At 64.1% G+C, this 17,056-nt stretch carries 15 protein-coding genes; 9 read left to right on the forward strand and 6 right to left on the reverse strand.

The window, feature by feature from the left end:
- The first annotated feature begins 78 nt into the window (after nucleotides 1–78).
- Genes iolC through JGU71_RS04940 form a run of 5 tightly spaced genes read left to right on the forward strand, consistent with a single transcriptional unit; the run spans nucleotide 79 to nucleotide 5,729 of the window.
- Nucleotides 79–1,059: a 5-dehydro-2-deoxygluconokinase gene (gene iolC, locus JGU71_RS04920; protein ID WP_307829497.1), complete on the forward strand. Its 981-nt coding sequence runs from the start codon at nucleotides 79–81 to the stop codon at nucleotides 1,057–1,059.
- Entirely contained in the window at nucleotides 1,056–1,934 is an 879-nt protein-coding gene (gene iolB / locus JGU71_RS04925; protein ID WP_199702944.1) for a 5-deoxy-glucuronate isomerase, read from the forward strand. Before iolC ends, iolB begins: the two co-directional genes overlap by 4 nt.
- Nucleotides 1,931–3,835 (forward strand): 3D-(3,5/4)-trihydroxycyclohexane-1,2-dione acylhydrolase (decyclizing), encoded by a 1,905-nt coding sequence (gene iolD, locus JGU71_RS04930; RefSeq protein ID WP_199702945.1) that lies wholly within the window; start codon nucleotides 1,931–1,933, stop codon nucleotides 3,833–3,835. The genes iolB and iolD overlap by 4 nt, the downstream gene beginning before the upstream one ends.
- Nucleotides 3,832–4,752 carry a sugar phosphate isomerase/epimerase family protein gene (locus tag JGU71_RS04935; protein WP_199702946.1) on the forward strand — a complete coding sequence of 307 codons (921 nt, stop codon included), beginning with the start codon at nucleotides 3,832–3,834 and terminating at the stop codon, nucleotides 4,750–4,752. Before iolD ends, JGU71_RS04935 begins: the two co-directional genes overlap by 4 nt.
- Entirely contained in the window at nucleotides 4,749–5,729 is a 981-nt protein-coding gene (locus JGU71_RS04940; RefSeq protein WP_199702947.1) for a Gfo/Idh/MocA family protein, read from the forward strand. The genes JGU71_RS04935 and JGU71_RS04940 overlap by 4 nt, the downstream gene beginning before the upstream one ends.
- On the opposite strand, the gene JGU71_RS04945 is transcribed toward JGU71_RS04940, so the two are convergent.
- Complete coding sequence (locus JGU71_RS04945) at nucleotides 5,715–6,488, reverse strand: fructosamine kinase family protein (RefSeq protein ID WP_372433102.1); 774 nt, start codon at nucleotides 6,486–6,488, stop codon at nucleotides 5,715–5,717. The two genes, JGU71_RS04940 and JGU71_RS04945, sit on opposite strands and share 15 nt — an antisense overlap.
- A 34-nt stretch (nucleotides 6,489–6,522) precedes the next feature.
- Here JGU71_RS04945 and nadE point away from each other — a divergent pair, with 34 nt between their 5' ends.
- Nucleotides 6,523–7,347, forward strand: a complete 825-nt coding sequence (gene nadE, locus JGU71_RS04950; protein ID WP_199702948.1) for an NAD(+) synthase — start codon at nucleotides 6,523–6,525, stop codon at nucleotides 7,345–7,347.
- 69 nt (nucleotides 7,348–7,416) lie between these two features.
- Here the strand turns inward: nadE and JGU71_RS04955 are convergent, their stop codons facing one another.
- From JGU71_RS04955 to moaA, 3 genes are all read right to left on the reverse strand, one after another.
- Entirely contained in the window at nucleotides 7,417–10,236 is a 2,820-nt protein-coding gene (locus tag JGU71_RS04955; protein WP_233528784.1) for an NAD(P)-binding protein, read from the reverse strand.
- A 72-nt stretch (nucleotides 10,237–10,308) separates the two neighbouring features.
- Nucleotides 10,309–10,542 carry a MoaD/ThiS family protein gene (locus tag JGU71_RS04960; protein WP_199702949.1) on the reverse strand — a complete coding sequence of 78 codons (234 nt, stop codon included), beginning with the start codon at nucleotides 10,540–10,542 and terminating at the stop codon, nucleotides 10,309–10,311.
- Complete coding sequence (moaA, locus tag JGU71_RS04965) at nucleotides 10,535–11,596, reverse strand: GTP 3',8-cyclase MoaA (protein ID WP_199702950.1); 1,062 nt, start codon at nucleotides 11,594–11,596, stop codon at nucleotides 10,535–10,537. The genes JGU71_RS04960 and moaA overlap by 8 nt, the downstream gene beginning before the upstream one ends.
- A 94-nt stretch (nucleotides 11,597–11,690) precedes the next feature.
- Here moaA and JGU71_RS04970 point away from each other — a divergent pair, with 94 nt between their 5' ends.
- From JGU71_RS04970 to JGU71_RS04980, 3 genes are read left to right on the forward strand one after another with little or no spacing between them, the layout of a single operon-like run.
- Nucleotides 11,691–12,875, forward strand: a complete 1,185-nt coding sequence (locus tag JGU71_RS04970) for a molybdopterin molybdotransferase MoeA (protein WP_199702951.1) — start codon at nucleotides 11,691–11,693, stop codon at nucleotides 12,873–12,875.
- Nucleotides 12,872–13,855, forward strand: a complete 984-nt coding sequence (gene moaCB / locus JGU71_RS04975; RefSeq protein WP_199702952.1) for a bifunctional molybdenum cofactor biosynthesis protein MoaC/MoaB — start codon at nucleotides 12,872–12,874, stop codon at nucleotides 13,853–13,855. The genes JGU71_RS04970 and moaCB overlap by 4 nt, the downstream gene beginning before the upstream one ends.
- The gene (locus JGU71_RS04980) at nucleotides 13,852–14,265 is read left to right on the forward strand and encodes a molybdenum cofactor biosynthesis protein MoaE (protein ID WP_199702953.1); all 414 of its coding nucleotides are present in this window, start codon (nucleotides 13,852–13,854) and stop codon (nucleotides 14,263–14,265) included. Before moaCB ends, JGU71_RS04980 begins: the two co-directional genes overlap by 4 nt.
- 12 nt (nucleotides 14,266–14,277) lie before the next feature.
- Here JGU71_RS04980 and JGU71_RS04985 read toward each other — a convergent pair whose 3' ends face one another.
- Nucleotides 14,278–16,047 carry a DUF4873 domain-containing protein gene (locus tag JGU71_RS04985; protein ID WP_307829498.1) on the reverse strand — a complete coding sequence of 590 codons (1,770 nt, stop codon included), beginning with the start codon at nucleotides 16,045–16,047 and terminating at the stop codon, nucleotides 14,278–14,280.
- Nucleotides 16,044–16,931, reverse strand: coding sequence for an AurF N-oxygenase family protein (locus tag JGU71_RS04990; protein WP_199702954.1), 888 nt, complete (start codon nucleotides 16,929–16,931; stop codon nucleotides 16,044–16,046). The genes JGU71_RS04985 and JGU71_RS04990 overlap by 4 nt, the downstream gene beginning before the upstream one ends.
- Between the last annotated feature and the right edge of the window lie 125 nt (nucleotides 16,932–17,056).

Below are 17,056 nucleotides of genomic sequence, written 5' to 3' on the forward strand. Positions count from 1 at the left end.
GTCGCTGACGACGAATCTGTGACAATGTCGGAAAGGCGAAGATCAGGAGAACGCACGTCTACCTCGGGAGCTCCACACGTGACGACGGCAGGCACCAGCGCATTCGACGTACTCGCCATCGGGCGATGCGGCGTCGACCTGTATCCGCTGCAGGCTGGGGTCGGGCTCGCAGATGTCACTGCATTCGGCAAGTTTCTCGGCGGGAGCGCCGCGAACGTCGCAGTTGCCGCCGCCAAACTCGGTTTGTCGACCGCACTCGTCTCCGGAGTCGGCAACGATCCGTTCGGGACTTTCGTCAGAAGAAGTCTCGGCGAACTGGGTGTCGACGCTCGCTTCGTCGGCACGGACGACAACCTGGCAACTCCGATCACCTTCTGCGAAATATTCGCGCCGGATCGATTCCCCATCTACTTCTATCGGCAGCCGAGTGCGCCCGACCTGCAGGTGCGCGCCGACGAACTCGACTACGACGCCATCGGATCAGCCGCGCTGCTCTGGTCGACCGTCACCGGACTATGCGAAGAACCAAGCCGTGCCGCGCATTTCGCAGCATGGGAGACGCGGGCACGTGCCCCGCTGACGGTTCTCGACCTGGACTACCGACCGATGTTCTGGACGTCGCCCGAAGCAGCGCGGTCCCAGATCCGGGACGCGTTGAATCACGTCACCGTTGCCGTCGGCAATCGCGAAGAGTGTGAAATCGCAGTCGGGGAAACAGATCCCGACCGCGCAGCCGATGCCTTGCTCGCCTGTGGCGTCGAACTTGCGATCGTCAAGATGGGACCCGCCGGAGTGCTCGCCAAAACGGCACACGAATCCGTCACGGTCGCACCGAACATCGTCGACGTCGTCAACGGTTTGGGCGCGGGCGACGCGTTCGGAGGCAGTTTGTGCAACGGACTGCTTGCGGGGTGGCCGTTGGAGAAGACTGTGCGATATGCGAATGCAGCAGGCGCCATCGTCGCGTCCCGTCTCGAATGTTCGACGGCGATGCCAACTTCGGCCGAAGTCGCCGCACTCGCCGAACAATCGGAGGCGGCAGGAATGGTCGGACGATGACTGAACTCGTAATTGTGGCGGACCCGACCTCCGAGCCACCTGTCCTGCTGTCGGTGACGCCCGAATCGGCGGGCTGGGCCCACACGAGTCTGTGGATCGTCTCCCTGTCCGCGGACGAAGGTATCTCGCTCGAATCCGAAGCCGACGAAATACTCGTCGTGCCACTTGCGGGTTCGGCGGCCGTGACGTGTGGGGACACTCGGTTCGAGTTGCAGGGTCGCGCTTCGGTTTTCGACGGTCCTACCGACTTCGCCTATGTCGGCAAGGATTCGGAGTTCTCGATCGACAGCGAGTTCGGCGGCCGGTTCGCACTCTGCGGTGCGCGCGCGGCGGCGCAACATCCGTTTCGCTATGTTGCCGCAGAGGCGGTAGCCGTCGAACAGCGCGGTGCCGGAAACTGCAGCCGCCAGATCCACAACTTCGCCACCGCGGACGAATTCGAAGCCGATTCGATCATCGCCTGCGAGGTCATCACCCCAGGCGGCAACTGGTCCTCGTACCCGAGTCACAAACACGACGAAAACACCGACACCGAAACCGAACTCGAAGAAATCTACTATTTCGAGATCGCACCGGGTCCCACCGGCGAACGCGGCTTCGGCTATCAGCGGATCCATGGCACACCGGCACGGCCGATCGAGTTGCTCGCGGAGGTGCATTCCGGCGACGCGGTGCTCGTTCCGCACGGCTTCCACGGTCCGTCGATCGCGGCACCCGGTCACGACATGTACTACCTCAACGTGATGGCCGGCCCAGGCGACGTGCGCGCGTGGCGGATCACCGACGACCCCGAACAGGCATGGATACGGGCTGCATGGACGGATGCGGCGATCGACCCGCGGCTGCCCTTCGGTCGGGTTCCGGATCGCCCATGACGGAGAAGACAACTCGGGCAACGGTCGGTCAAGCACTCGTCCGATTCCTGACCTGTCAGTACACCGAACGCGATGGAGTCACCCAGCGTCTGTTTCCCGCGTGCCTCGGGATCTTCGGGCACGGCAACGTCGCGGGCATCGGTCAGGCACTGCTGGAATCCGAGTCGAACGATCCGAGCGCGCTCCCCTACATCCTCGGTCGCAACGAGCAGGGCATGGTGCACACCGCTGTCGGTTACGCCCGCGCGGCGGACCGGCTCCAAACCTTGCCGGTCACAACGAGTGTGGGTCCGGGTGCGACGAACATGGTCACCGGAGCCGCGTTGGCGACGATCAACAGAATCCCGGTGCTGTTGCTGCCTTCCGACACTTTCGCAACGCGGGTGGCGACCCCGGTGCTGCAGGAACTCGAGCTGCCGGACAGCGGCGACGTGACGGTCAACGATGCATTCCGGCCGGTGTCACGGTATTTCGACCGAGTGTGGCGTCCCGAACAGCTTCCGGGAGCGCTGCTCGGCGCGATGCGAGTGCTCACCGATCCAGCCGATACCGGTGCGGTCGTTGTCGCGCTGCCGGAAGACGTCCAAGCACAGGCACACGATTGGCCGGAAGCCCTTTTCGTCGAACGGGTTTGGCACATCGGTCGCCCACGACCGGATCACGAGGCTACGCAACGCGCGATCCAGGTGATTCGGGCAGCGCGTGCGCCGATGATCATCGCCGGTGGTGGCGTGATCTATTCGCGGGCTACCGATTCGCTGGCGCGCTTCGCACAGCAGACCGGCGTTCCGGTAGCGCACACGCAGGCAGGTACCGGCGCGCTTCGCCACGATCACCCGCAGTCGGTCGGCGCGATCGGTGCGACTGGTACGACCGCTGCAAACGCGATTGCCGCCGACGCCGACGTGATCATCGGAATCGGTACGCGCTACAGCGATTTCACCTCTGCCTCCAACTCTGCGTTCGCGAATCCGGACGTGCGATTCGTCAACATCAACATCGCGAATCTCGACGCAGTGAAAAACAGTGCCGTGAGCGTGCAGGCCGATGCACGCACGACACTCGACGAACTGATCATGGAACTCGCCGACTACGAGGTGCCTGCCGAGCACCGCGAACGCACGAGAGTCCTCGCCTCCTCGTGGCGTGCGACCGTCGTAACCGCCTGTGCCCCTTCGGCTGATGCGATCACCCAGACCCAGGTCATCGGTATCGTCAACACCGTGTCGGCACCGCGCGACGTCGTCGTGTGTGCCGCGGGCTCCATGCCCGGCGATCTGCACAAGTTGTGGCAGGCGCGTGACCCGAAGGGCTATCACGTCGAATACGGCTACTCCTGCATGGGATACGAGATTGCGGGCGGACTCGGCGTCGCCCTCGCGAGTCCGGATCGCACCGTGTTCGTCCTGGTCGGGGACGGGTCGTTCTTGATGATGGCAGGCGAGTTGATCACTGCAATTCAGGAACGCGTCCGGCTGATCGTCGTCGTCGTCGACAACCGTGGCTTCGCGTCGATCGGCGGTCTGTCGGAATCCATCGGTTCGCAGCGGTTCGGCACCGAGTACCGCTATCGCTCGGCCGACGGCCGGTTGGGTGGCGATCCGTTGCCCGTCGATCTCGCCGCCAACGCGGCAAGCCTCGGTGCGTATGTGCGCAAGGCCTCGACGTGCGCCGAGTTCGCCATCGCCCTTCGCGAGGCGATGGAACGCACAACGGTCAGCGTCGTCGTCGTCGAGACCGACCCTGCCGATAGGTCACCCAGTAGCGAATCCTGGTGGGATGTACCGGTTGCCGAGGTATCGGCGCTGCCCTCGACGCAAGAGGCCCGCGCACGGTACGAATCCTCGCGAGCAGCGCAGCGGACCTACTTCCGGCCGGCGGAATCGGAACCCGAACCATGAGTGTGATCCGTGTCGGGTCGGCACCGGACTCGTGGGGTGTCTGGTTTGCAAACGATGCACGGCAACTGCCTTACGACCGTTTTCTCGACGAAGTTGCCGAGGCCGGCTATCGGTGGATCGAGTTGGGGCCCTTCGGCTATCTACCGATCGACCCCGAGCAACTGCGGGACGAACTCGACTCACGCGGGCTGACCCTTTCGGCAGGAACGGTTTTCGAGCAACTGCACCGACCCGGATCCTGGGATGCCGTGTGGCGTCAGGTGAGTCGGGTTGCGGAGCTCACCGCGGCTGCGGGGGGCAAACATGTTGTCGTCATTCCCGAGATGTGGCGCGACTCGGCGACCGGCGCAGATCTCGAGTGCCGCGACCTGTCGGCCGAGCAGTGGCACGCGAAAACGTCCGGCGTCGACCGCCTCGCCAAGGCGATGTACGAGAGCTACGGCGTTGCCTTGCAATATCATCCGCACGCAGACAGTCATGTCGGTGCACCTGCCGAGGTCTATCGGCTGCTCGAATCCACCGACCCCGACTTTGTGCATCTTTGCCTCGACACCGGCCACATCAGCTACTGCGGTGGGGACAATCTCGAGATCATCGGCAAGTACCCGGATCGCATCGGCTACCTCCATCTCAAGCAGGTGGACCCAGCCATCTCGACCGCGGTGACGACGGACGACGTGCCTTTCGGCGATGCGGTCCGGCGCGGAGTGATGACAGAACCGCCCACCGGCATTCCCGACCTGCCACCGATTCTCGCTGCGATCGCTCACCTCGACGTCGACGTCTTCGCGATCGTCGAACAGGACATGTATCCGTGCGAGCCGGACCGGCCTTTGCCGATTGCGCAGCGAACACGGAAGTTTTTGTCGGGGTGCGGGATACCCGCGCTGCACTTCACACCGGAGGATGTGCGATGACCGGGCGCGACGAGTTACGTGTTGCGGTAGTCGGCGTCGGGGTGATGGGCGCCGATCATGTCCGGCGGATCGTCGAACGCGTCCGCGGCGCGCGCTGCACGGTCGTCAGCGACGTACTCCCCGATCGCGCCGCGGCTGTCTCGGCGTTTGCGCCCGGTTCCCGCGCCGTCGCCGATCCGTACGACGCGATCGCGGCCGACGACGTGGACGCGGTTGTCCTTGCGTCTCCGGCAACGATGCACGAGAAGCAGGTCCTCGCTTGCCTCGCCGCACGCAAACCGGTTCTGTGCGAGAAGCCGTTGACGACCGAAGCCGAGACTGCCCTCGACATCGTCCGTCGCGAAATCGAATCGGGCGTCGAGCTCGTCCAGGTCGGGTTCATGCGCCGCTACGACACCGAGTACCTCGCGCTCCGCGACGCGATCGCGAGCGGCAAGCTCGGCACCCCTCTCGTTGCGCATTGTGTGCACCGAAATCCCTCTGTACCAGACTATTTCGATAGCTCGATGGTCATCAAAGACTGCCTCGTGCACGAAATCGATGCCACGCGGTATCTCCTCGGCGAGGAAATCCGGTCTGTTCAGGTGCTGAGGCCCACACCCAATTCGCAGGCGCGACGCGGACTGCAGGACCCTCAGCTGGTGATCATGGAGACCACATCCGGCAGGCTCGTCGATGTGGAACTCTTTGTCACGAGTGGCATCGGGTACGAGGTTCGTATGGAGGTCGTCGGCGAAAGCGGCAGTGCAACTTTGGGTTTCGGTCGAAAGAGTCCCGGCTTCATCGACCATTTCGCCGCTGCGTACGACGCCGAGGTGCAGAGTTGGGTCGACGCCGTACACGCGGGACCGGCGACCGGCTCGTTCGTCGACGGCCCGGGCGCCTGGGACGGCTACGCGGCCGCGGCCGTCTGTGCGGCAGGATTGCTGTCGCTGCAGACGGGCAACCGAGTGAGCGTCGAGCTAGAGCAGCCGTAGCACCTCCCTTGCGGCACTGTGCAATTGCCGACCGTAGCCGGGTCCGTAGCCTGCGGCGTGGACCGCGAGCGGATGCAGCTGGTGCAGCGGCACCCGCTCCTGCCACCCCGGCCGCAGCGGATGCACGTCGCAGTAACCTGCGATGACGTCGGGCAGGAATGGGCAGCCGAACAACGCGAGCATCGCAAGGTCCGTCTCGCGGTGGCCACCATGGGCTGCCGGATCGATCAGCACCGCTCCGCGGGGCGTCCATACGACATTGCCGTTCCACAGGTCGCCGTGGATCCGTGCGGGCGCGGCATCGTCGTCGAATGTGCCGTCGGCTACAGCGCCGCAGGCACGTTCGATATCGCCGAGTTGCTCGGTCGACACACTGCCTGCGTCGACAGCGATTCGAACGAACCCGACCACCCGTTCGGCGGCGTAGAACTCACCCCACCGGCTGTGTTGTGTACTGCTCATCGGGCGTCTACCGATGAAGATCTGCCCGGCGAATCCGTCCGGCGGACAACCGAAACCACCGTCGACACCGGCGTCGTGCATCGTTGCGAGAGCCCTCCCGAGGACGCGCGCGGCGGCGGGGTCGGCCCGACCGGACATCAGCCGTTCGAGGTCGATGTGGTCCTGCGCGACATCGATCACATCGACCACCGGAGCGCCCGCCGCGCCTAACCAGCGCAACCCTGCGGCCTCCGCCGCAAAGAAGTCGGGGTGCGCGTCGGGGTTTCGTTTGGTGAACAACGCGCTCGACCTCACCACCTGGTGCTCCCCTGTTCGTAGCTACAGTGCCTACATGGCGAATCTACGCGAGCAGATCATTGCCGAGTTGGGCGTCGCGCCCATCATCGACGCAAGAGCCGAGGTCAGGCGTCGAGTGGAGTTCTTGAAGGACTACCTGCGCTCCACCTCCGCACGGGGGTTTGTGCTCGGGATCAGCGGCGGGCAGGACAGCGCGCTCACCGGCAGACTCTGCCAACTCGCTGCGGAAGAACTGCGCAGCGAAGGACACGAGGCAACCTTTGTCGCCGTCCGGTTGCCGTACGGAATACAGGCCGACGAGGACGACGCTCAGATCGCGCTTCGGTTCATCTCACCCGACCGCTGCGTCGTCGTCGACATCAAGCCGGGTGCCGACGCGGCCGGTGCTGCCGCAGCGGCAGGGCTGGGTGTGGACAGGTTGCGAGACTTCGTCCGCGGCAACGTCAAAGCGCGCAAACGGATGATCGTCCAGTACGCGATCGCAGGAGAACTCGGGCACCTGGTGGTCGGCACCGATCATGCGGCAGAAGCGGTGACAGGATTCTTCACCAAGTTCGGCGACGGCGGGGTCGACGTGACACCACTCACCGGGCTCACCAAACGCCAGGGCGCGGCGCTGCTTGCCGAGCTCGGTGCGCCACCGAGCACGTGGGCGAAGGTGCCGACGGCCGACCTCGAAGACGACCGCCCTGCGCTGCCCGACGAGGTAGCTCTCGGGGTGACCTACGCGCAGATCGACGACTACCTCGAAGGCAAGGACGTTGCGGCCGAGGTCGCCGCGAAACTGGAGTCGACTTTCCTTGCCACGCGCCACAAAAGGACGGTTCCGGTCACGCCGACGGACGTTTGGTGGCGCTAGGCGGCTACGCCGCTCGTGCGTCTTTTCGGTGGTCGGGCCCGCCGAAAAGACGCACGAGCCGCGTGCGGCCTATGTGTACAGCTCCGGCTCGAAATTCCTTGTCCGATACCAATATTCGAAGGTGAAGCTCGGCCACAGCGTCCGATTCTTACCGAACTCATCCAGATACCAGCTCTCGCAGCCGCCCGCCGACCACACCGCTCCGTCCAGCTTCTGCTGCAGACCGTCGTTGAATTCGCGCTGCACCTCGGCCTTGACGTCGAGCGAATCGAGTCCGTCGTCGCCCAACATCTGTACAGCCTGCAGCGCGTAGTTCACCTGCGACTCGATCATGAAGATGATCGACGTGTGGCCGAGTCCCGTGTTCGGTCCGAGCAGCATAAAGAAGTTGGGGAAACCCGCAACGGACACACCGAGATACGCCTCCATGCCACTCCCCTCCTTCCACGAGTCACGAATCTCGACGCCACCCTTGCCGACGACCTGCATCGGACCGATCGGGTCGGAGACGTGAAACCCTGTGCCGTAGACGATGGCGTCGACCTGCCGCTCGACGCGGTCGTCGGTGGTGATGCCGTGCGGACCGATCTCGGCGATCGATTCGGTGACGACCTCGACGTTGTCTCGGTTGAGGGCCGGGTAGTACTCGTCCGACATCAGAATTCGCTTGCAGCCGAGCGTGTAGTCGGGAGTCACCTTCGCGCGAAGCTCGGGGTCGTCGATCGAATTGTCGATGTGCCGTCGCGCATAGATCTCGGCGACTTTCATCGCTCGCGGGTCCACCGCGAGGCCGAGCACGCGGCTTTCCATCCACACGTAGATGCCGCTCCGCGCAACTCTTTGCGCCAGTGGAATATTGGCAAGAATTTTCTGCTCGATGTCGGTCATCTCGCGGTCGGGCTTCGACATCACCCACGGCGGCGTGCGCTGGAACAGCGTCAGCTTCTCCACAAGCGGCGCGATCTTCGGCACGAATTGGATTGCCGAAGCACCGGTTCCGACCACGGCGACGGTCTTGCCGCCGAAGTCGAAATCGTGATCCCAACGGGCGGAGTGGAATGCGGTGCCTTCGAACTTTTCGATACCGTTCAACCGGGGGTAGGCGGGAATACTCAACGCGCCGACCGCAGAGATCACCACCTTCGCCGTAGTGACCTGGCCGTCGCGTGTTGTGATGCGCCAATACCGGCGATCGTCGTCCCATTCCAGGCGGACCACTTCGCTACCGAGTCGCAGATGTGGTGTCAATTCGTACTTTTCGACGCAATGGCGTTGATACGCCCAGATTTCCGCCTGGGGAGCGAACATCCTCGACCAGTGCGGATTGGGCTCGAACGAGAACGAGTACAGGTGTGACGGAACGTCGCACGCGCAGCCCGGATAGATGTTGTCGCGCCACGTCCCGCCGATATCGTCCGCTTTTTCGAACAGCACGAACTTGTTGATCCCGGCTTCTTTGAGTTTGATCGCCGCACAGAGTCCGGCAAAGCCAGCGCCGACGACTGCTACGCGGTGCTCGGCGTGCACGGGCGCACTCGACGTCAACTCCGGCCGCGACTGCGACGACGAAACCTGATGCGACACAGCAGCGGTCACACCGAGCTGTTCGAGAAGCAGGTCGGTGAACGCTTCGGCAGCCTCGGCGTCGAACTGCTCGAGCAGGTAACGCAACGACAGATGGATCGACCCGGCGACGGTCACGGCACCGACGCTCACACCGATCGGCAACGCGGCAGGCGGCGAGAAGTACACCGACGTCGGACCGGAGCCGTCGAAATAGGGCGCCGAAGGGACGCGGCCGAGGTTGGAGAGCACGGCCGAGTCGACGAGACGATTCCCGGTCAAGGGCAACAGTGCAGGAAGCGCCTGCTTGACGCCGACCGGTATGCGTTTGCCGATTCCCATCAGGTCGAACAGCCCTGCCGACCGCTGCGCGCGATGCACCGGCTCAGTCTGTGCTGCGATAGCCGCAGTAGCCGTGGCAAGGTCGACGCGGTCCGAGGCATCCGTCGACACCGACGCCATGGACGTGTAGTTGCCGACGCCGTCCCAGAACCAATCGCTCGGGCGGGTGTTGACCGGAACGAGCAACGAGATGCGGCCGACGGCGGACCCCCGTTCGGAGTTCCAGCGGTCGATCGTCAGCTGGAGCCCTGCAAGAAGTACGTCGTTGAGCGTGGCACGGTCCGGTCTGCCGTGCAGCAGCAGATCTGTTTGATCGGAGCCGAGTTGTCGAATGACGACGCCCGAACCCGGATGCGGCGATTCACCCTGTGTCGCAACGCGAGACGGTCCGCGGAGTCCGTCGACCAACCGCGCCGCGCTCTGCAGCGCACGACTGGTCCACTCCCGCCAATCGGTGGCGGACAATCGTTTGTCGAGTGCTCGCGCCACCTCGATCGGAACGACGTCCGAGGGATCGGTTGCCGAGCGGTACGCGCTGGCGACGGACTGGACGAAGCGGTAGGCGCCGACACTGTCGAAAGCGACGTTGCTGAACGCGAACAGCACCGTGTCGCCGACGCGACCGTGCGCAAGCACGACGCGAAAGCCCGGCGCAAGGCTCAGCGGTATGGGCGCACTTGCCAGGTTGGCTCGAATTTCGGCAAGCCGATCGGGGTCAGGACAGTCGACGGCGTTGAGCGGGTCAAGGTCGAAGCTGTCCGGCACCAGCCACCGGTAGGACCGGTCGAGTCGGCTCCAATCCTGCAATCGCGCCCGCGCGAGAGGGTGTCGAGCGGCGGCGGTACGGATGGCGCGATCGAGTCGACTCAGGTCGAGCGAGCCGGTGGCGCCGACCTCGATGAGCAAGTTCCATGGACTCGACGCCTGTTCGAGGTGAAAGACAGCTTCTTCGAATTCTCTGAACCGAAATGTCTGCGTTGACATAGGTTTCCCATCGATCCGGTACCCGGATCTCGGACCTTACGCCGCTGCAACGGAGTCCTCGGCGGGATTGACTCAGCCTCCGGCAAAAGGCGGAAGAACGTCGACGCGATCGCCGAGAACGGTGCTGTCGTCGCGGGTCAACTCGTCACCGACCAGATACGCGGAGACCGTGAGCATCCGGTCCATTCCAGCGCCGTACTTCGTGATCAGGATTCGTCGGAGTTCGCCAACCGTGCCGGCGTCGAGTGTTTCCTTGGCGCAACCCGTCGCGTCGGCGATGGCGGCGAAGTAGCGGACCTCAACCACCGATCGCGCCCATGCTTCGCTCGGGTGGGGTGAACCCGTCGACGTTGATGCCGTGTCCTGCCCATTTGTTCCACATTGCGCCCCGCCACGCCATCGCGATGTCGTCGTCGGATGCGCCGTTGCGAAGCGAGTCACGCAGGTCGATCTCCTGATCGCTGAACAAGCAAGAACGCACCCTGCCGTCTGCGGTGAGCCTCGTCCGATCGCAGTCCGAGCAGAACGACCGTGTGACCGAGGCAATGATGCCGACCGTGCCAGGACCCCCGTCGACCGTCCATGCCTCGGCCGGCGACGACGGGTCGTCCCGCCCGACCTCGACAAGTTCGAAATGTTCGCCGAGGACACCGAGCAGGCGTTCCGCGGTGATCATGTTGTCGCGCGCCCATTCGTGGTCGGCGTCGAGTGGCATCTCTTCGATGAACCTCAGTTCGACGCCCGCATCATGGCACCACTGCAGTAGGTCGACGGCACCGTCGATCGTTTGCGGCATCAGCACGGCGTTGACCTTGATCGGCGTCAGCCCTGCGGCTCGCGCCGCGGTGATACCTGCAAGCACCGACTGCAGCCGGTCTCGGCGGGTGAGCTGCGCGAACTGCGCGCGATCGACCGAGTCGAGCGAGACGTTGATTCGCCCCAACCCCGCCTTTGCGAGTGCGGCGGCCCGGTGCTGCAAACCCACCGCGTTGGTCGTCATCGACAGCGGTGTGCCCGGCACGGCCTCCGCGCAGCCTGCGATGATCTCTTCCAGGTCCCGACGCATCAGCGGTTCGCCGCCGGTGAACCGCACCTCTTCGACGCCGAGCTGCCGAACGGCGATGGTGACGAGCCGGACGATCTCGGTCGCGCTGAGCAACTCGTCGGCGGGGATCGCGGGCAGACCCTCTTCCGGCATGCAATACGTGCACCGCAGCGAACACTTTTCGGTGATCGAAACCCTGAGGTCTTTGGCAACTCGGCCGAACTTGTCGAGCAGCTGCGGCACGTCAGGTCGGCCGTCGAGCGATGGCCGCGCGCCGGAGCGCACGGTGGGGATACCCACTGAAACCATCGTCATGTTCACCAGTATGCCGCTGTCGCTCCGAGCAGGAGTTCTCGAGCCTCTCCCCGTGGCGGGATCCCGCGTAGAGGAGCACCTATAACCTGATCCCATGACCCGTCGAACTGTGGCCGAATATCGTCGCCACGTCGCACAGCTGTTGAGTGCGCTCGACTCCCTTCCCGCCGAAACCGTCGAACTCGACGCTGCGCTCGGCAGGCTGCTCGCCGTCGATGTGACCGCGCCGATGGACCTGCCGCAGTTCCGGAATTCGCAGATGGACGGGTACGCCGTCGATGCAGCCTCGATCGCCGCGGTACCCGTCGAGCTGCCGGTGCTGCAGACGGTTGCTGCCGGCGACGCCGGACCCGCCGCCTTCGCGTCGGGGACAGCAGTCAAAGTCATGACCGGAGCACCGGTTCCACCGGGCGCCGATTGTGTGGTCCCCGTCGAAGACACGACCACCAGCGGTGATCGGGTCACCGTCACTCGCTCTCGTTCGGTCGGCGAGTTCGTCCGCGAGCCCGGCACCGATGTCCGAACAGGCGAACGCCTGCTCAGTGCGGGTGTACTGCTGGCACCGAGGCACGTCGCCGTGCTTGCAGCGGTCGGTGTCCGGACTGTCGAGGTGCGGCGACGACCACGTGCGGCGGTCATCACCACCGGTGCCGAATTGGTTGCTGCAGGAACAGCATTGCAGCCTGGACAGATCTACGACTCGAACGGTATCGCGCTTGCGACGAGCCTGCGGGCCAACGGTGTCGACGTCACCTCGGTGTCGAGGAGCAGCGACGACGTCGCCGAGTTCCGTGAACTTCTCACTGCTGCAATCGAAGACGCCGACGTGGTCTTCACCTCGGGTGGGGTGTCGATGGGCGACTTCGAAGTTGTCAAAGATGCGCTGACGCCTCTCGGTGGCGAATTCGGCCATGTCGCAATGCAACCGGGCGGTCCGCAGGGTTCGACTGTCGTCGACGGCGTGCCCGTGTTGAGTTTTCCCGGCAATCCGGTGAGCACCCTCGTCTCGTTCGAGGTGTTTGCTCGACCCCTGTTGCGACGCGCGGCCGGCCTCCCCGACCTCGCCGGCTACGAAGTGCGCCTTGCCGCTTCGCTTACCTCGGTACCGGACCGGCAGCAGTTTCTCCGCGGCCGCAAAGTAGATGACACAGTCGAACTCGTCTCGGGACCGGGTTCGCATCTGGTCGCCGGGATGGCGCTGGCCGACGTTCTCATCGACATTCCCGCAGAGGTGACGGTATTGGAAGCTGGTGCACACGTGCAGGTACAAGAGCTGTGAGTGAACTGTCGCACGTCGACCGCGAGGGACGCGCGCGGATGGTCGACGTCAGCGCGAAATTCGACACCGCGCGCATCGCTGTGGCTGCCGGCGAACTGCGAACGACCGCAGCCGTTGTCGCGCTCGTACGGGCCGACGACCTGCCGAAGGCCGACGTGCTCGCGACCGCCAGAATCGCCGGTATCGCAGGTGCCAAGAAGACCTCCGAGCTGATCCCACTCTGTCACCAGCTCGCGCTGTCGTCGGTGGAGGTGTCGTTCGGCTTCACCGAAACCTCGATCACGATCGAGGCGACGGCGAAGACGAAAGGGCCGACCGGCGTCGAGATGGAAGCTTTGACGGCCGTCGCGATAGCCGGTTTGACGTTGCACGACATGGTGAAAGCGGTCGACCCGGCGGCGAGCATCGACGGCGTTCGACTGTTGACCAAGGACGGCGGCAAACGCGGACACTGGGAACGAACGCCGACGCAGGCACCGGCAGAACTCGGTCCTAGGTCCGCGGTCGTGCTCGTCGCCTCGACCGGTGGAGCGAATGGCACCAGAGCCGACACAACCGGACCTCAGATCGTCGAATGGCTTACCGGACAGGGTTTTACCGCCCGTGGACCACTCGTCTACGCAGACGCGGACATCAAGACAGGTCTCGCCGATGCACTCGCGGGTGCACCCGCGGTCGTCATCAGCACAGGTGGGACCGGCGCGTCTCCGACCGACGCGACACCGGAAGCCACACTCGCGATCCTCGACCGCGAGCTTCCCGGCGTCGCCGAGGCGATTCGCGCGCGCGGAGCGGCGAAGTTCCCACATGCGTCGCTGAGTCGCGGCGTTGCCGGTTTGGCAGGCACGACGGTAGTGGTCAACCTGCCCGGCTCCCCCGGCGGCGTTCGGGACGGTCTGGCGGTGCTCGAACCGATTCTCGGGCACCTTGTCGATCAAGTCGCCGGTGGCGGCCCCCATGAGGACGGTGCACACCAATGACGGCACAACTCGCCCGAATTTCGTCGGAACCGTTGGACGCTGCGGTCGTGGACGCTGCGGTCGCCGGACCCGAACACGGCGCGGTTGTCGTCTTCACCGGGGTGGTGCGCAATCACGATGGCGGGCAAGCGGTGTCGCTGCTCGAATATCAGGCGCACCCGGACGCGGAGAAGTTCTTGAAGACCTGCTGCGACGACGTCGCTGCCTCGAGTGGCCTGCCCGTTGCCGCCATCCATCGGGTCGGGTCGTTGTCGATCGGCGACCTTGCTCTCGTTGCTGCCGTCGCTGCGCCGCATCGCGCCGAAGCCTTCGCCGCGTGCGCCGAGCTGGTCGAACGCATCAAGCACGAAGTACCGATCTGGAAGCGCCAGCACTTCGCCGATGGCGTCAGCGAGTGGGTCGGTATCTGACGAACCCCTCGCTCACCCGGAACCGACGACAGCCGTCGATTCCCACGGCGCGCGACCGACTCCGGTGATCCGGTAGTTGCCCCACGGATCCTTGTCCGCCAACGCGGCTGGCGTAGCGGGTCCGTCGCCGATGGTCAGCAGCAGCGGCGATCCGCTTGGCTTCTTGAACTCGTCGATATCGCCGACCACTCGTCCGTACCAGTGATACTTGCCGTCGAGCGGTTCCAGGTGACCGTTGAGGTGAACATCGACATGTCGCGTCCGCTCCCCCGCGGAAAGTACTGCGGCACCGCTGAATTCGGTGTCAGGTTCGCGCTCGTCGACGCTGCTCAACTCGTAGGCCCGTCGCTCGGGTGAGCGCATTCGACGCCAGTACGACACACTCGACCCAGGCCATGCGGCGCGATTGCGCCCCGTCTCGTCGAGGTACCAGCTCTCGCAGCCGCCCGAATTCCACACCGAGCCTTCGAGTTCGGCATGTACCTGTCGATTGAAATCACGTTGCATGCCTGCGCGAACCTCGATGCGAGTGGCGTCCTGAGCGTCCATCATCGCCAGACATTCGACGATGTAACGCGCCTGGGCCTCGATCACGAAAACGATCGACTGATTACCGCCACCGGAGTTGGGTCCCATCATGAGGAAGAAGTTCGGGAACCCCGCGACCGCCACACCCAGATAGGCCTCCATCCCGTCACGCCAGGCCGTCGTGATGCTCAGACCACCGCGGCCGACGATGTGCTCGTGGGTGAACCTTTCGCTGATCTCGAAGCCGGTTCCGTAGACGACGACATCGGCATCGTGGACTTCGCCGTCCACGGTCCGGATACCAGTCTCGGTGAATCCGGCTATTCCGGCGGTCACCAGGTCGACGTCGGAGCGCTGCAGCGTCGGATAGTAGTTGCTGGAGACCAGTATTCGCTTGCAGCCGATCGTGTAGTCGGGAGTGAGCACCGCACGTAGCTCGGGATCGCGGACCTGTTTGTGCAGCAGACCACGGGCAGCCGATTCGAGTCCTCTCATCAGCTTCGGATGCATGAAGCCGAGAATCAGGTATTCGTGTGCCCAGTAGATGGCGCCACGGTAGGCACGTTGAACACCTGGCACCCGGTCGAAGGCCTGCTTCTCCCGTCGCGAGATTGCGCGGTCCAGCTTCGGAAGGATCCAGTGCGGCGTGCGCTGAAAGACGTCGACATGCGCGGCGTGCTTGGCGATCTCGGGTACGAACTGGACAGCGCTTGCGCCGGTGCCGATGACGGCGACCCTTTTGCCTGCCAGATCGACGGAATGGTCCCACTCGGCGGAGTGAAACGTAGGACCTGTGAACGTTTCTCGGCCGGGGAAGGTCGGGATGCTCGGCTTGTGGAGCGGGCCAGGCCCGGCGACGACGATCCGCGCTGTGTAGGAGGTTCCGCCGCGCGTCCTGACGTGCCACAGGTCCGCTGCCTCGTCGAAATCGTAGGCGATCACCTCGGAACCAAATCGAATATGGTGCGCCAGATCGTATTCCGCGACGACGCGCTCGATGTAGTCGAGAATCTCGGGCTGCCGAGCGTACATCCGCGTCCACTTGCGATTCGGCGCGAACGAGAACGAATACATCAGGGACATGACGTCGCAACCACAGCCCGGGTAGGTGTTCTCTCGCCACGTTCCGCCGACGCGGTCGGCCTTCTCCAGCACGACGAAGTTGTGCCGACCCGACTCCTTCAGCTTGATAGCCATACAGAGGCCGGCGAACCCGGTCCCGACGATCAGGACGTCGTGAAAGCGTTCACTCACAGGAACCGGCCGCGTCGCCACAATGCGCGCGCAGGCGCCAACATCAAGCCGTTCTCGGCGAGAAATGCTGCGAGGCTTTCGAATCCACGTTTCTGGACGTCCTGGAAGTGCGGATTGGACCGCGCTTGACGCCGCGCCTCAACCGGATCGAGTCCAGCACGCTTGTACATCACGGGATTGGTGAACAGGCGTTGGAAGAGCGGTCCACCGACGCCGTTGATCGAACCGACCCACAGCCGCTCGATCGGATGGGTCTCCGCGGCACGACGCCGGACACCTTCGCGAGCAAACCGGATGTGCCTGGATTCCTCGGTGACGTGAATTTGCATGAGCCGCTTGATCATCGGCTGCAGTTCGGGGTCGTCGAGGACACGCCGCTGCGTCGCATCGAAGATTTCCTCACCGATCAGCGCAGCGACCCACAACATCGTGCCACGGAAGAACTTGGGCAGAATATTGACGACGACACTCTGATACCAGTGCAACTGGTACGGCTTTGCACCCATCTGTTCGATGGCTCGCCCGAACATGGTCATGTGTCGACATTCGTCGCCCATCTCGGTCAGCATGTACCGCGAGTGCAGCGAACTCGGGTCGTTGTGCAGCAGCGACCTCAACAGTGCCTGGTTGAGAATGTTCTCGAACCAGATGCCGACGCTGAGAATGTTCGCGGCCTCCTGGCGGGACAGCTCGATACGCTGCGCTTCGCTCATCGTCTCCCACATCGGCGTCCGATATAGCGAAAGCACGGTGGGCGGAAGAAAGTACTTTCCCTCGTGAAGTGGTGCGTCCCAATCGATATCGACGGCCGGCGCGTAGGAATGCTTGATCGACCCTTTGAGGAGCCTGCTCGCTACGGTCTCTTTGTCGACAGCTCGCGTCATCGTCGCACCCTCGTGTTCGTCGTTGAACCAGCTCGCGCAGATTGTTTTCGTTGGTCCCTAAAACGTAAACCTGCCGAGTCTGTCGGTCAAGGAATACCTGTGACAATCGTTAACATTGGCCACAC

Source organism: Antrihabitans stalagmiti (assembly GCF_016482825.1).
Taxonomy (GTDB): domain Bacteria; phylum Actinomycetota; class Actinomycetes; order Mycobacteriales; family Mycobacteriaceae; genus Antrihabitans; species Antrihabitans stalagmiti.

What these genes read in the sequence shown, in the direction of transcription:
- iolD (WP_199702945.1), top strand. Translation starts at nt 1,931, where the DNA reads ATGACGGAGAAGACAACTCGGGCAACGGTCGGTCAAGCACTCGTCCGA.
- JGU71_RS04935 (WP_199702946.1), top strand. Translation starts at nt 3,832, where the DNA reads ATGAGTGTGATCCGTGTCGGGTCGGCACCGGACTCGTGGGGTGTCTGG.
- JGU71_RS04940 (WP_199702947.1), top strand. Translation starts at nt 4,749, where the DNA reads ATGACCGGGCGCGACGAGTTACGTGTTGCGGTAGTCGGCGTCGGGGTG.
- JGU71_RS04990 (WP_199702954.1), bottom strand. Translation starts at nt 16,931, where the DNA reads ATGACGCGAGCTGTCGACAAAGAGACCGTAGCGAGCAGGCTCCTCAAA.
- JGU71_RS04980 (WP_199702953.1), top strand. Translation starts at nt 13,852, where the DNA reads ATGACGGCACAACTCGCCCGAATTTCGTCGGAACCGTTGGACGCTGCG.
- JGU71_RS04955 (WP_233528784.1), bottom strand. Translation starts at nt 10,236, where the DNA reads ATGTCAACGCAGACATTTCGGTTCAGAGAATTCGAAGAAGCTGTCTTT.
- JGU71_RS04970 (WP_199702951.1), top strand. Translation starts at nt 11,691, where the DNA reads ATGACCCGTCGAACTGTGGCCGAATATCGTCGCCACGTCGCACAGCTG.
- moaA (WP_199702950.1), bottom strand. Translation starts at nt 11,596, where the DNA reads ATGACGATGGTTTCAGTGGGTATCCCCACCGTGCGCTCCGGCGCGCGG.
- nadE (WP_199702948.1), top strand. Translation starts at nt 6,523, where the DNA reads ATGGCGAATCTACGCGAGCAGATCATTGCCGAGTTGGGCGTCGCGCCC.
- iolB (WP_199702944.1), top strand. Translation starts at nt 1,056, where the DNA reads ATGACTGAACTCGTAATTGTGGCGGACCCGACCTCCGAGCCACCTGTC.